We start from the raw sequence: 14,050 nt of genomic DNA on the forward strand, positions 1-14,050 counted from the left end.
AACGGTTTAAGCCCGAAGTGGTTACCGGTGCTTATGGCGACAGGGGGGTAAATGATGAGTTTTTTTGGGCAGCTGCCGAATTGTACGCTACCACCGGCAAACCGGAATATTTAACAAAGACAGAAGCTTCGGTCACGGCGAACAAAATGAATGTGCCCGCATGGGGATCGGTGAGTATGATGGGAAATTATACTTTGTTAAAGAACGCAAAGTATGTTACGAAGCTTAAATCAGCATTTCTTGCTTATGCCGATACGTTGATAGCAAACGTCGATAAAAATGCTTACCAAACGGTGATGACCAAAACTAAAGCTAATTTCAATTGGGGAAGTAATAGTAACGCCGCTAACGAGGGGATGCTGCTAATTAAGGCATACCAGCTATCACATAATAAAAAATACTTGAATGCCGCGTTAGGCAATCTTGATTACTTGTTAGGACGAAATGGAACCGGATATTGTTACCTGAGCGGTTTTGGCAGTCAGCCCATTATGCATCCGCATCACCGGCCATCTGTAGCAGATGGAATAGCCGAACCGGTACCCGGTTTACTTTCCGGCGGACCTAACCCGGGGATGCAGGACGGTGTGCCAACTCCATCTAAATCGCCGGATGAAGCGTTTATAGATGATGACCGGTCATATGCCACTAATGAGATTGCTATCAACTGGAATGCGCCAATGGCCTATCTTGCTAATGCCTTAGAATCCTTGCAAACGGAGCTGGGTAAAAGTGCAATTAAACGGTAGTAAGGGCCGTGATAAACAGGATCACCATAAAGCAAAATCCGAACAGGATGCTGTACATAAAGCCAACGCCTATCATTTTACTAATTGTGCGCCAACGGCTCCGCTGGTAAACTACCCTTAGCGAACGATAAATGTACCAAACAACTATCGCGAAGGTCAGGAGGTTTATAACCGCAATGGGGGCTTGCCAACTATGCGGAATAAATAACTTTATAAGCGTAGTAAATGTCAGGAACAGGAACAAATAGCAATGAACGTGTATGGCGTAAATAATGTGTTCTACGTAAAATTTCCTGTTTTTCCAGAATGCCAGCTTTAAAATAAACGCAAACAAGGGCAATAGCAAAAACATCATTTTGGGTGCATTATGTTTTAAGCCTTCTACCAGCATTTCTTTAGCATCCTTACCATGACTTCGCCAGTCGAAATTCTTTTTATAGAAGTAATGCGTTAACAAACCATCGCGTTTATTTTCCGGTAGTTTGTTCTGGGCGGCTTCATACTCAGCATAAGTTTTAGCGCCGGATGCATCGCTAAACATGGCAAAATCGTCGCCATCTTTAAACACCTTTTTATTATGTTCTTTGATGGAATCTTTTTTAATGTTTTCCTGTATCTCTGTTTGTAATGAATCTGGCATAAAGGCTATAATGCGATTGGCAACCTTGCGTTTTTGGGCTGCGTTTAAGCTGGTGTCGCTGTTGACACCCTTTACAATTGCCTTTTTTGCTTTGTCAATTTTAACGTGCTCGGTTTGGCTGTCATCTCGTATTTGCAACGGCTCGTTCCGTTTGTCCTGAAAAAAGATGATAAAAAATAGTAAGCTGATGAATATATACATCTTCACCGGGTGCAGGTATTGCGCGCGCCGGCCGGCCACATATTCATTGGTAAGTTTGCCTGGCTGCAAAAACAGCGGCTTAAGCGTGTGAAAAAATTGATCGTCGAAGTGGAAGTAATCGCTTACCGCATGGGTGATCATGTGGCCGAAGCTCTCTTTCATCTGCAGGTTTTCCTGCCCGCAGTTGTGGCAAAATTTACCTTCTAATATCGTTCCGCAGTTAAGGCAGTCTTTTTCGTGCCGGTAGTGCTTTTTCATTGCCTGTGTAAGCTGGTTTAGGTATTTTGTACTAAGCTACAAGTATTTTTCAGCAATATGTAGTTAAGCATTTAAATGCTCTTCAACATTCTGGTTCATTAGAATACCAGTTGAGATCATTTAAAACACCCTGAAATATCAGAGCAGATTAAGATCACGCGTGTTGTATGGCATGTTTTAACGCTGTGTTGTGTTTATACCTAAACACAAACGGAAAAATGACGGCAATAACCAGCGCATAAGCCGCGAAACAAAGCCAGATGCCGTGCCAGTTTTTTTCCTGATTTGGCAGCGTAAAATACTTTTGAATAACGGCACCGCTGATGATGCTCCCGAAAAATGCACCAAAGCCGTTCACCATCATCATAAATAAGCCCTGGGCACTCCCACGTATTTCCGGGGCGGCCTGTGTCTCCACAAACAGCGACCCAGAGATATTGAAAAAGTCGAATGCCATGCCGTAAACAATACACGACAGGATGATCATCCACAGGCCGCCGGTGGGATCGCCAAAGGCAAACAAGCCGAATCTTAAAACCCATGCCAGCATACTGAACAACATGACGTACTTGATTCCGAACCTGCGTAAAAAGAAAGGTATAGCCAGGATGAACAACGTCTCTGATATCTGCGAGATGGACATGATAATTGCCGGATATTTCACCGCAATGGTATCCTGGTAAGCAGGGACGCTTTTAAAATCGTGAATATAAGTATCGCCGTAAGCGTTAGTTAATTGTAAGGCCGCGCCCAGCAAAAGTGAGAAAGCAAAGAAAATTGCAAAACGCGGTGTTTTAAATAATGCAAATGCATTTAAGCCCAATTTGCTGCTGAATGATTTGCTGTCGGCCTGGCTTAATAGCGGAGGGCATTTAGGCAGGCTGAACGAATAAATACCCAAAGCAAGAGAAATGGCCGATGCAATGTAAAACTGATTGGCCGACGTTTCATTGTGGGTTAAGCTTACCGTCCACAAGGCTACAATAAACCCCACAGTTCCCCAGGTACGGATAGGAGGGTATTCCTTAACTACATCTATTCCCTGCCCTTTAAGTGCCGAGTACGCTACCGTGATAGATAATGACAAGGTAGGCATGTAAAACATCATGTTAAGTAATATTACCCAAAAAAAGGTGTTTGGATTGGTCACCATAGGTAACGAAAAGAGGGTCATAGCACCGAGGATATGCATAATACCGTAAAGCTTTTCGGCATTGATAAACCTGTCGGCTATTATTCCGGTGATGGTAGGCATAAATATAGATGCGATGCCCATAGTTGAAAAAATGGCCCCAAACTGCGCACCCGACCATTGTTTATTTTGAAACCAGTATGCACCAATGGTAAGCAGCCAAGCCCCCCATATAAAAAATTGCATAAAATTCATCAGTATTAAGCGAAACTTAATATTCATACAGCACTGGTTTAAACAATTAATAGTTAAAAAAACAAAGGCTGAAAATAGTGAAATAAAGCGATATGCGAAAGCTGTACGTTTACTACAACTGCTTAATGTAGTATAGTTTATTGATGCATTATCGCAATGTGCGGGGAATAGGTTATAAAAATAACAGCTTGGTGCTAACTACAAACGGACCGCATCAAGAAGATTTCTCCTCGCTGTCGCTCGTTCAAAATGACATTACACTTATTAGAACCGGTCAGATTTATTTATGATGATTTACGCTTATTTAACTCATCGCGAATTTTTGCTGCTTTTTCGTAAGCTTCTTCGGCCAGCGCCTGTTGTAAGCGGGTTTTAAGTTCGTCTTCACTTAAGGAGTTAAAGGTACCTGCAGCAGCGGCCGTTTGCGTTTTCTCTTCAGATGTTTCGTTGATATTTTCGAGATATACAAAATCGTTTCCCTCTATAACGATCCCGGCGGTTGATAAGATAAACTCGTAAGTGTAAATAGGGCAGTCGAATCGTACAGATACCGCAATAGCGTCAGATGTACGGGCATCTATCTCAACTGATTTCTTTCCGTCAAAACAAATTAATTTGGCGTAAAAGATCCCGTCGACCAGGTTATAGATCACTACCTCCTGCACGGTGATATTAAAAGCCTGGCCCATGCTTTTAAAAAGATCATGGGTTAAGGGACGGCTTGGCGTCATCTTTTCAATTTCGATAGCTATGGCCTGCGCCTCAAAACTACCTATGATTATCGGCAACCTGCGGCGCCCGCTAACTTCGCCTAAAACCAAAGCGTATGCGCCGGATTGCGTTTGGCTGTAAGATAACCCTACAATATCCAGCTTAATTTTTTTCATATCGTTACCCATCACAAACCCTGTTTTAAGCTGATGCTTTATATTCTTTTACTGCGGCAATTAATTTTGGCAATACTTCAAAAGCATCACCAACAATGCCGTAATCAGCTACCTTAAAGAACGGCGCTTCGGCATCTTTGTTGATCACCACGATAACTTTTGATGCGCTTATACCCGCAAGGTGCTGTATGGCGCCGGATATACCTATGGCAACGTATAAATTGGGACTAACGGCTATACCTGTTTGTCCAACGTGTTCGCTATGCGGGCGCCATCCGGCGTCTGAAACCGGTTTAGAGCAGGCTGTCGCGGCTCCTAACAATCCGGCCAGTTCTTCTACCATACCCCAATTCTCAGGCCCTTTCAAACCACGGCCTGCAGATACCACGATCTCGGCATCAGGTAATGACACCTTATCGGTAGAACGTACAATATCTTTTACCAGAGCAGCAAAGTCTGATGCCTTGGTTTCTACATTAAAATCTTCAACCGAAGCGTTTAGTGCCGATTCTACAACTTTATAAGTATTGGGCGTTAGCGCTATCACTTTATTTGCCGACGTGATTTCTACAGTAGCAAATGCCTTACCGGAAAAGGCCGTTTTTTTTACGGTAAATTTTCCGTTGCTAACTTCAGGCAATGCAACCGCGCCATCAACCACACCGGCTTCCAGCTTAACACCTAAGCGTGGGGCAAGGCCACGGCCGCTAAATGAGTTGGATAGTACAACTATAGCTGAATTGTTGGCTTTGGCAGCTTCGGCAATTACCGATGCATAGGCCTGGTTCACAAAGTTCTTTAGCTTTTCGTTAGATACGTTCAGCACCTTTTCGGCACCATACTTACCTAAAGCAGCCAGGTCTTCGGCAGCAACATCACCAATAGATATCGCAATCAGGTTGGTGCTACTTTGATTGGCTATGGCTTTTGCATATGATACGGCTTCAAAAGTTGATTTTTTGAATTTACCGGCCGCGTTCTCTGCATATATTAAAACTGACATATTTGATATTTTAAATGATCAGGCGTTTCGGTTTATGTGCGGGGTTATAATTTGTGTACCCTCGAACTGTTACCCGAATTGCTGACTCTGTGTCTTATCTGTTTGATTTTAATGGTAATTTCCTCAATCTTAAATAACCCTTGCCTGCGAGTGCAGCAAATCAACCAGCTTAGCCGGATCGTCTGCAGGTACCAGGTTAACCTGGCCGCGTGGGTCAGGTGTTTCATAACTGATGATCTCTGAATTAGTTTGCACCTCAACTGCCTCAACTACGGTAAGCGGCTTGGTTCGTGCGCTCATGATGCCACGCATATTTGGGATCTTTGGCTCGGCAACACTTTCGGCAGTACCGGCTACAAAAGGAAAGGGAATGGTTAAAACTTCTTTTCCGCCTTCAATCTCGCGCTCAACAGTGGCTTCGCTATCAGTAGCGTCTAATTTTTTAATAATGGATACCGATGGAATATCCAGCAGTTCGCCTAACATACCGGCTACTTTAGATCCGTTGTAATCTATCGATTCCTTTCCGGTCAGGATAAGGTCAAAAGGGTTTGCTTTAACATATTGAGCTATCTGGTAAGCTACAAACCAGGCATCATGCGGTTTGGCATTAATGCGTACTGCATCAGTGGCGCCAATAGCCAGTGCCTTGCGGATGGTGGCATCGGTATTTGCTTCGCCAACGTTGACAACCGTAACGGTTCCGTTGCCGCCGTCGGTCAATTCAATAGCGCGTGCAAGGGCAATCTCGTCCCACGGGTTTAATATAAACTGAACGCCATTTGTATTAAATTGGGTGTTGTTATCAGTAAAGGTTATTTTTGTAGTGGTATCCGGAACGTTGCTGATACATACCAGTATTTTCATCATTACAATTGGTTTATATTTTACAGGTGTTTGTAATTAGGTACTGGTGCAAATTTAGTTAAAAAAGAGAGAGTAAAAAATGGAGATAAGCAGATTAGATAAGCTACTGGCGTTTTTACAGAACGAGCCTGAGGATGAATTTTTGAAATATGCGCTGGCTACAGAGTATCTGCGACTTAATGATTCAGAAAAGGCTTTGAACTATTATGAGGACTTGGTAAATAACCACCCTAACTATACCGGTACATACTATCATCTGGGCAAATTATACGAAGCACTTGGCCGCAAGGACGATGCCCTAAGCACTTACGAAAAGGGGATAGAGATAACCAAAAGCAAGCGGGATATGCACTCGCTATCTGAATTGCAGGGCGTATATATGAACCTTAAAGGGTTTGACGATGATGATGACGACTACTAACCGTTAACTTTTGAAAGGCAGGCAGCTTTTATTCCTTCGGGATGTGTTTTTATACACTTTTACAGCATTTGGAGGGCCGCAGGCGCACATTGCTGTTTTGCTGCGCGAATTTGTAGAGAAGCGGCGCTATGTTACCGAAGAAGAGCTGATGGAGCTGAATGCCCTGTCGCAGATCATGCCCGGCCCGTCATCTACCCAAACACTGGTAGGTATTGCCTGGAAAGTGGGCGGCTTACGCCTGGCGCTAATTACATTCCTGATCTGGATACTGCCATCTGCCGCCATTATGTGTGCTGCGGCTATCAGCTATAAGATCTTTGCTGATAAGGATAAATTTACCGCTATTTTACGTTTTATCCAGCCTATGGCGGTAGGTATTGTGGCGTATGCAACTTACACCTTCGCCCGTAAATTCCTACAAAGTAAAGTAACTACAATGCTGGCCGCAGGATCTTTAATAGCTACGCTTATCCTGCAAAACCCATATGCTTTCCCGATACTGATTTTGCTGGGGGGCATCGTCTCATCGGCCTTAGAAACCCAGCAGCCGGAAAATGAGTTGCGGGTAAAGCTTTTTGCCAACGTTAACCCTAACAAGGTTGCTTATTTCATTGGGATCTTGCTGCTTTTCGCAGCGCTTGGTGCCATCATCAACCGTACATCGCCGTTTAGCTTACCCATACGTTTGTTTGAGAATTTTTATCGTAACGGCATCCTGATTTTTGGCGGCGGGCAGGTGCTGGTACCGTTAATGTACACCGAGTTTGTTGACCTGAAACATTATCTTACCAATTCCGAATTCCTTTCGGGCTATGCTTTGCAGCAGGCGTTACCCGGGCCTACGTTCGCCTTTACCTCATTTGTGGGCGGCATCAGCATGGGTAACAGGGGTTACGGGTTAGCAGGGCAAATAGCAGGCAGCTTGGTTGCCATTATCGGCATTAACCTGCCTGGATTAATACTCATCCTTTTTATCGTGCCATTCTGGAACGACCTGAAAAGGATCACGCTAATTAAAAACTCCCTAAGCGGCATCAACGCAGTTGCAGTCGGTTTTATGGCTACAGCATTGATACAACTTACCAAACCCTTTGGGCCCGATTGGATGGCTTACGGGCTGCTGATCGCTACTTTTTTACTGCTGAACTTTACAAAGATAAAGGCCCCGCTTATTATTGTGATAGGGGTGGTATTGGGATTGTTATAATTACTAAAACACTTTAGCAATGGGCTAGTGAACTCATGAGCTTTCTTTCTGTTGCGTAAAGGAATGTTTAGCTGCCTTTTTAACTTCCTTTGCAAATAGTCTCTAAACAAAAAACCCGGCTTTTCAGCCGGGCTTTTGTTATAGTATGTATTATCTCTAAAACGGTGCTTCGTCATCCATATCATCCATTCGTGACGGACGGATAATGAAGTTGCTCGGTTTGCTGTCAAAATCTGTTGAAGGGTTGATGCCGGCAAAGGCTGCCCCAGGTGCAGGGAAATCGCCCATGCTTGGCTCCAGATCCTGAAACTTAACATATTTACCTACAAAGCGCAGCCTTACCTTTCCTGTTTCACCGTTACGGTGTTTTGCAATAATAATTTCACCAACACCCTGGGTAGGGTTGTTGTCCTCATCCACGTCAAGTCCGTAATACTCGGGGCGATACAGGAATAGTACCATATCGGCATCCTGCTCAATCGAACCTGACTCACGTAAATCCGACAACATGGGGCGTTTAGAGCCACCCGGCCTGTTCTCAACCGCACGGCTTAACTGCGACAGCGCAATCACCGGTACGTTCAGTTCTTTCGCGACGGTTTTGAGCGCGCGGGATATGCTACCAATTTCCTGCTCACGGTTACCACCGCCCTTACCATCGGCCTTGCCCTGCATCAACTGCAGGTAATCGATGATGATTAGCTGGATATCGTGCTGAGCCTTTAAACGGCGGCATTTTGCGCGGAACTCAAATATATTTAAAGACGGCGTATCGTCAATGATCAATGGTGCCTGCTCCAAACGGCCAATTTTGGAGTGGATCTGCTGCCATTCCCATTCCTCAAGGGTCCCTTTACGAATCTTTTCCTGCTCTATTTCAGTTTCGCCGGAAATCAAACGATTAACCAACTGTACCGACGACATCTCGAGCGAGAACACGACTACCGGCTTATCGAAATCAACAGCGGCATTACGTGCACAACTTAATACAAAGGCTGTTTTACCCATTGCCGGGCGTGCTGCAATGATCACCAGATCTGACGGTTGCCAGCCTGAGGTCATCCTGTCCAGCTCTGTAAAGCCCGAAGCCACACCGGTTAAGCCATCTTTTTTATCTTTCAGGGCCTCAATGTCTTTTAACGCCTGGTGCACCAGGTCGTCCATTTTACGGGAATCGCGGCGAAGGTTGTTCTGTGCTATCTCAAAAAGGTTTTTTTCGGCCTTATCTAATAACTCCAGCACATCGCTGGTATCTTCATAAGCGGTGTTGATCACATCGGTAGAGATACGGATCAATTCCCGCTGAATGAATTTTTGAATGATGATACGCGAGTGATACTCAATATTGGCCGCAGAGGCCACACGATTGGTAAGCTCTGTAATGTAATACGCGCCGCCAATCATTTCCAGCTCGCCCTGCTGGCGTAACTGCGCGGTTACGGTAAGAATATCCACCGGCGATGTTTTCTCGAACAAGACGCGGATAGCGTTAAAAATTTTCTGGTGATTGTCTTTGTAAAAAACCTCGGGCTTCAATACATCTATTACAGATGAAAGGGCGTCTTTTTCCAGCATCAGCGCACCTAAAACGGCCTCCTCCAGGTCAATGGCTTGCGGGGGTAATTTACCCAAACCTGCGGTTGGGATGGGGTTGGTTAAACGGCTTCTGCGGTCGTTCGTGTTGGGCTTGTAATTAGGGGCGTCGTTCTCGAAAATCATAACGAACAAAAATATATAAAATATGTTCCGGCTGGCCGCTTTTAAGTTAACATAGTGTATCGTGTTGATAACTTAAACGCAATCAGTACTATAAATTTTGCGGTAGGTAATTAACATCATGTGTTTAAAACGTGTTAACAACTACTTAAGTATCTGATTATCATCATATGTTGATAACCCAACCCGATGTTAATTAATCCGGCTGGTTTTAGAACCATTAATGGCTTGATGTATGTAAACCAGCTAATATTACCTACTTTTGGCGAAAATAATTTTATTGAAATGGCATATAATTCTAAACCTCCGCCACGCGAAGGCAATCAGATGGTTTTTGGTATAAGGGCTGTGATTGAAGCGATACTGGCAGGTAAAGAAATTGAGGCATTATACATACAGCGCGGATTAGGCGGCGGCCTGCTTACCGAACTTAAAGATGTGATGGGCGAGTACAATATCACCGCCCAGCAGGTTCCGGTTGAAAAACTGAACCGCATCACCATGAAGAATCACCAGGGTGCTATTGCTTTTATATCGCCGATCATTTACCAGAAAATAGAAAACATTATCCCGGAAGTTTTTGAAAGGGGAGAAGTGCCTCTAATATTGGTTTTGGATAGCATTACCGATGTACGCAACATGGGCGCCATTGCCCGTACGGCTGAGTGTGCCGGTGTGCATGCCATCGTGATCCCTGCGAAAGGTTCTGCGCAAATTAATCCGGATGCCATTAAGACATCGGCCGGGGCACTTTATAAGATACCGGTATGCAGGCATGATAACTTTATGCAAACGGTGAAGTTTTTACAGGAATCGGGATTGCAATTGGTTTGCTGTACCGAAAAAACGAATGAGTATATCTACAAACCGGATTATACCGCACCGACAGCTATCATCATGGGATCGGAAGAGGACGGTATCCGCAACGAAATCATCCGTATATCCGACCACCTGGCAAAGATCCCTATGTTTGGCGAAATAGAATCATTAAATGTATCTGTATCTACGGCAGTAATCTTGTACGAGGCGATAAGACAACGGCAAGATCTAAAAATTTAAACTGTGCACATGAATTAATGATCCAGGATAAAATGCAAAAGCGCCCGTTTGATTCCCAACCGGGCGCTTTTTTAATCTGCAAATTTAATTTGCAACATTATATGTATTTCGTTCCGAATTTGCTTTTTACATCGGCAACAACCTGTTTAATGTTTTGCTCCTGGTCGCGCGGGCAAATCAGCAGCGAGTTGTTAGATTCTACCACGATGTAGTCGTGCAGGCCCTGCAATATCACTAGCTTTTCGCCGGGTACGTTTACCATACAATTGCTGCTATCGTACATGATCACCTTTTCTGAAGGGATCACCGCGTTGCCCACATAATCTTTATCGGCAAGCTGGTAAATGGATGCCCAGGTACCCAGGTCGCTCCAGCCAAATTCTGATGGCAGTACGTACACATTTGATGCTTTTTCCATGATGCCGTAATCTATAGAGATGTTTACGCAGCGCTGGTAAATTTTGTGTACAAATGTTTTTTCTTCATCGGTGTTGTAAACAGAACGTGCCTCTGCAAAGATCTCATGCATTTCGGGCAGATGGCTGTCGAACGCTTCTACAATTGCTTTGGCCGACCATACGAAGATACCCGCATTCCACAAAAAGTCGCCGCTCTGGATAAATGTTTTGGCAATATCAACGGTTGGCTTTTCGGTAAAGGTTTTCACCTTATGGAATTCCTCGTTCAGGGTTTGATCGGTATATTGGATGTAGCCGTAACCGGTATCCGGGCGCGATGGCTTGATACCCAAAGTGATCAGGCAGTTTTTTTCTGAAGCGGTTTGCAGTGATTTTTCTATAGCGGTTATAAACGCGGCCTCATCCAGTATCAGGTGGTCTGATGGTGCAACAACTATAGCAGCATCAGGGTTCATGGTTTCAATTTTAAAGCAACCGTAAGCTACGCAAGGTGCGGTGTTACGCATAACCGGCTCGGTCAGTATTTGCTGATCGGCCATATCCGGCAATTGCTCTTTAACAAGCGCGGTATAGTTTTCGTTGGTAACTACGTAGATATTCTCTTTGGGGCAAACTTTCAGGAAGCGATCGTAAGTATTTTGAATAAGTGTTTTCCCGGTACCTAATATATCAATAAACTGTTTGGGGTGTGATGTACGGCTTATAGGCCAAAAACGGCTACCAATTCCGCCGGCCATAATAATGGCATAGTAATTTTTATTCATTGTGTAAAGTAAAGAATTTTAATTTGGCAATTACAACGTTAAAGATGTGCTTTAGTTTGTAAAGTTAGTGTTAAGTAAAACTAAATCTTTCGACCGGATTTTTACCTTTTTTTAAAGCGATAAATAAACAAATTGTTTTTAATCAAATAATCATTTTAATATAAAATTTTTAACTAACCACTGCGTTTATTTATAAATTTTTGTTATTTTGAACCATAATTCCAAACGCACGAGCATATAATGATAGAGACTAAAAAGTCGCTTTTTGATAACCTCCAAAATTTTTTCGGGTTTGATAACTTTAAAGGAGAACAAGAAGCGATTATAACTAATATTTTAGCAGGTAACGATACATTTGTTATTATGCCCACAGGGGGCGGCAAATCCATGTGTTATCAGCTACCCGCACTTATGAGCGAAGGCACTGCGATAGTGATCTCCCCGCTCATCGCTTTAATGAAAAATCAGGTTGATCAATTAAGGGCCTTCGGCGGCTCGGACAGTATAGCGCATTTTTTAAATTCCTCGTTGACAAAAGCAGATATTTTAAGGGTTAAGGATGATGTATTAAGCGGTAAAACAAAACTGCTATACGTAGCCCCGGAGTCACTGACCAAGCAAGAGAATGTTGATTTTTTAAGACTTAACCAGGTGTCATTCGTGGCGGTAGACGAGGCACATTGTATTTCTGAGTGGGGCCACGATTTCCGGCCCGAATACCGTAAGATCAGGCAGGTGATAAGCAATATTAGTGATGATATCCCAATTATCGCCTTAACCGCTACCGCTACCCCTAAAGTACAGCAGGATATTCAAAAGAACCTGCAGATGAACAACGCCACGGTTTACAAATCATCCTTTAACCGTGCCAACTTATTTTACGAAGTAAGGGCTAAGCGTACCGCTATTAAAGAGATCGTAAAATTTGTAAAGCAAAACCAGGGCAAATCGGGCATTATCTATTGCCTGAGCCGTAAAAAGGTAGAAGAAGTGGCCGAAGCATTAAATCTTAACGGTGTTAAAGCCTTACCATACCATGCCGGATTAGACCCAAAAGTGCGCGCCGATACGCAAGACAAATTCCTGATGGAAGATGTTGATGTAATTGTTGCCACAATAGCATTCGGTATGGGGATTGATAAACCCGACGTGCGGTATGTGATACACCATGATATGCCTAAGAGCATGGAAGGGTACTATCAGGAAACAGGCCGTGCAGGCCGTGATGGTGGCGAGGGTGTTTGTGTTGCCTTTTACAGCGGTAAGGATATCGATAAACTGCAAAAGTTTATGAAAGATAAACCTGTTGCCGAGCGTGAAATAGGTACCCAGATCCTGAAAGAGGTGATTGACTATGCCGAATCGTCGGTGTGCCGCCGTAAACAGCTGTTACATTACTTTGGCGAGAACTTTAACGAGGCAGGTTGTAATTGCATGTGCGATAACTGCAGCGCCCCTAAAACGTTTTTTGATGGCGAAGAACACCTCCATAGGGCTTTAAGCCTGATCAAACTGATAGGCGAGAAGTTTGATGATTGTCACATCATCAATATCCTGATGGGTAAAGATGATGCGCAGGTAAAAAATTACGAGCACGATAAACTGGATTATTTTGGATCGGGCATTGAGCAGGGCGAAAACCTTTGGAACTCGCTGATGCGCCAGGCGCTGCTGAACAACTTCCTGTCAAAAGATATCGATCAGTATGGTTTGCTGCATTTAACAAAATCAGGCAATGCCTTTATAGATAACCCATACAGCATCCGCTTTATACTGAACAGGGATATGGGCCCAACTGACGAAGATGAAGCCGAGGACGGCCCTAAGCAAGTCGGCGGTGCGTTAGATACGCAACTGCTGCAAATGCTTAAGGACCTGCGCAAAAAGCTGGCTAAACAAAAGGGTTTACCGCCGTTTGTTATCTTCCAGGATCCGTCTTTAGAAGAAATGTGCACGCACTATCCAATTAATTCGGAAGAGTTAAAGCACATATCGGGTGTAGGTGCCGGTAAAGCCATGAAATTCGGTGCGCCGTTCGTTGATTTGATCGCTAAATATGTTGAGGATAATGATATCGATCGCCCGATAGACATGGTTATCAAAAGCGCAGCGAATAAATCGGCGCTCAAGGTTTTCATCATCCAGAATATTGATCGTCACCTTAATCTTGATGACATCGCTGCATCTAAGGGATTAACTTACGAGGAGATCCTGAAAGAGGTGGAAACTATTGTAAACTCGGGCACCAAACTTAACTTGAATTACTATATCGACGAGATGATTGATGAAGACAAACAGGAGGAGGTTTACGACTACTTTAAATCGGCCGAGGTGGATTCTATCGACGACGCACTTGTTGAATTAGGATCTGACGACTACACCCGCGAAGAAGTGCAATTAATGCGTATAAAATTCCTATCAGAAGTAGGAAATTAAAGATAGTCAGAATAAGAAGGCAAAGTCCAAAGTAGG

12 protein-coding genes are annotated in these 14,050 nt (G+C 43.9%); 5 read left to right on the plus strand and 7 right to left on the minus strand.

The annotated features are described in order from the left end of the window. Window positions 1-749: glycoside hydrolase family 9 protein (locus ACE5CV_RS00345; RefSeq protein WP_374948159.1), on the plus strand; the 749-nt coding region annotated here is incomplete at its 5' end. Here the strand turns inward: ACE5CV_RS00345 and ACE5CV_RS00350 are convergent. The 5 genes from ACE5CV_RS00350 to ACE5CV_RS00370 all read right to left on the minus strand — a co-directional run bounded on the left by ACE5CV_RS00350 (window position 739) and on the right by ACE5CV_RS00370 (window position 5,992). Continuing rightward, window positions 739-1,848, minus strand: a complete 1,110-nt coding sequence (locus ACE5CV_RS00350) for a DUF3667 domain-containing protein (RefSeq protein WP_374948160.1) — start codon at window positions 1,846-1,848, stop codon at window positions 739-741. The genes ACE5CV_RS00345 and ACE5CV_RS00350 overlap by 11 nt on opposite strands. A gap of 154 nt (window positions 1,849-2,002) precedes the next feature. Then, window positions 2,003-3,262, minus strand: coding sequence for a nucleoside permease (locus ACE5CV_RS00355; protein WP_374948161.1), 1,260 nt, complete (start codon window positions 3,260-3,262; stop codon window positions 2,003-2,005). A 257-nt stretch (window positions 3,263-3,519) separates the two neighbouring features. Further along, entirely contained in the window at window positions 3,520-4,122 is a 603-nt protein-coding gene (locus ACE5CV_RS00360) for a bifunctional nuclease domain-containing protein (protein WP_374948162.1), read from the minus strand. Window positions 4,123-4,147: 25 nt separating this feature from the next. Further along, on the minus strand, window positions 4,148-5,125 hold the full coding sequence (locus ACE5CV_RS00365; protein WP_374948163.1) for an electron transfer flavoprotein subunit alpha/FixB family protein: 978 nt from the start codon (window positions 5,123-5,125) through the stop codon (window positions 4,148-4,150). A gap of 129 nt (window positions 5,126-5,254) precedes the next feature. Further along, entirely contained in the window at window positions 5,255-5,992 is a 738-nt protein-coding gene (locus ACE5CV_RS00370; RefSeq protein WP_374948199.1) for an electron transfer flavoprotein subunit beta/FixA family protein, read from the minus strand. A gap of 79 nt (window positions 5,993-6,071) precedes the next feature. Between ACE5CV_RS00370 and ACE5CV_RS00375 the strand changes: the two genes are divergently transcribed. Then, on the plus strand, window positions 6,072-6,413 hold the full coding sequence (locus ACE5CV_RS00375; protein ID WP_374948164.1) for a tetratricopeptide repeat protein: 342 nt from the start codon (window positions 6,072-6,074) through the stop codon (window positions 6,411-6,413). Between the two features lie 10 nt (window positions 6,414-6,423). After that, entirely contained in the window at window positions 6,424-7,620 is a 1,197-nt protein-coding gene (gene chrA / locus ACE5CV_RS00380; protein WP_374948165.1) for a chromate efflux transporter, read from the plus strand. A 156-nt stretch (window positions 7,621-7,776) separates the two neighbouring features. Here chrA and dnaB read toward each other — a convergent pair whose 3' ends face one another. Then, a complete protein-coding gene (dnaB, locus tag ACE5CV_RS00385) occupies window positions 7,777-9,339 on the minus strand; it encodes a replicative DNA helicase (RefSeq protein WP_374948166.1) in 1,563 nt (520 codons plus the stop codon). A 282-nt stretch (window positions 9,340-9,621) separates the two neighbouring features. On the opposite strand from dnaB, the gene rlmB reads away from it, so the two are divergent. Further along, window positions 9,622-10,395 carry a 23S rRNA (guanosine(2251)-2'-O)-methyltransferase RlmB gene (gene rlmB / locus ACE5CV_RS00390; RefSeq protein WP_374948200.1) on the plus strand — a complete coding sequence of 258 codons (774 nt, stop codon included), beginning with the start codon at window positions 9,622-9,624 and terminating at the stop codon, window positions 10,393-10,395. A gap of 97 nt (window positions 10,396-10,492) precedes the next feature. Here rlmB and ACE5CV_RS00395 read toward each other — a convergent pair whose 3' ends face one another. Beyond that, window positions 10,493-11,578 carry a mannose-1-phosphate guanylyltransferase gene (locus tag ACE5CV_RS00395; RefSeq protein ID WP_374948167.1) on the minus strand — a complete coding sequence of 362 codons (1,086 nt, stop codon included), beginning with the start codon at window positions 11,576-11,578 and terminating at the stop codon, window positions 10,493-10,495. Between the two features lie 243 nt (window positions 11,579-11,821). On the opposite strand from ACE5CV_RS00395, the gene recQ reads away from it, so the two are divergent. Continuing rightward, window positions 11,822-14,014, plus strand: a complete 2,193-nt coding sequence (gene recQ, locus ACE5CV_RS00400) for a DNA helicase RecQ (protein ID WP_374948201.1) — start codon at window positions 11,822-11,824, stop codon at window positions 14,012-14,014. Window positions 14,015-14,050 lie beyond the last annotated feature (36 nt).

Origin of the sequence: Mucilaginibacter sp., assembly GCF_964263795.1 — a bacterium.
Classification (GTDB): domain Bacteria; phylum Bacteroidota; class Bacteroidia; order Sphingobacteriales; family Sphingobacteriaceae; genus Mucilaginibacter.

Coding starts and splice junctions, on each gene's coding strand:
- ACE5CV_RS00350 (WP_374948160.1), bottom strand. CDS start 1,848: ATGAAAAAGCACTACCGGCACGAAAAAGACTGCCTTAACTGCGGAACG.
- ACE5CV_RS00355 (WP_374948161.1), bottom strand. CDS start 3,262: ATGAATATTAAGTTTCGCTTAATACTGATGAATTTTATGCAATTTTTT.
- ACE5CV_RS00360 (WP_374948162.1), bottom strand. CDS start 4,122: ATGAAAAAAATTAAGCTGGATATTGTAGGGTTATCTTACAGCCAAACG.
- ACE5CV_RS00365 (WP_374948163.1), bottom strand. CDS start 5,125: ATGTCAGTTTTAATATATGCAGAGAACGCGGCCGGTAAATTCAAAAAA.
- ACE5CV_RS00370 (WP_374948199.1), bottom strand. CDS start 5,992: ATGAAAATACTGGTATGTATCAGCAACGTTCCGGATACCACTACAAAA.
- ACE5CV_RS00375 (WP_374948164.1), top strand. CDS start 6,072: ATGGAGATAAGCAGATTAGATAAGCTACTGGCGTTTTTACAGAACGAG.
- dnaB (WP_374948166.1), bottom strand. CDS start 9,339: ATGATTTTCGAGAACGACGCCCCTAATTACAAGCCCAACACGAACGAC.
- rlmB (WP_374948200.1), top strand. CDS start 9,622: ATGGCATATAATTCTAAACCTCCGCCACGCGAAGGCAATCAGATGGTT.
- ACE5CV_RS00395 (WP_374948167.1), bottom strand. CDS start 11,578: ATGAATAAAAATTACTATGCCATTATTATGGCCGGCGGAATTGGTAGC.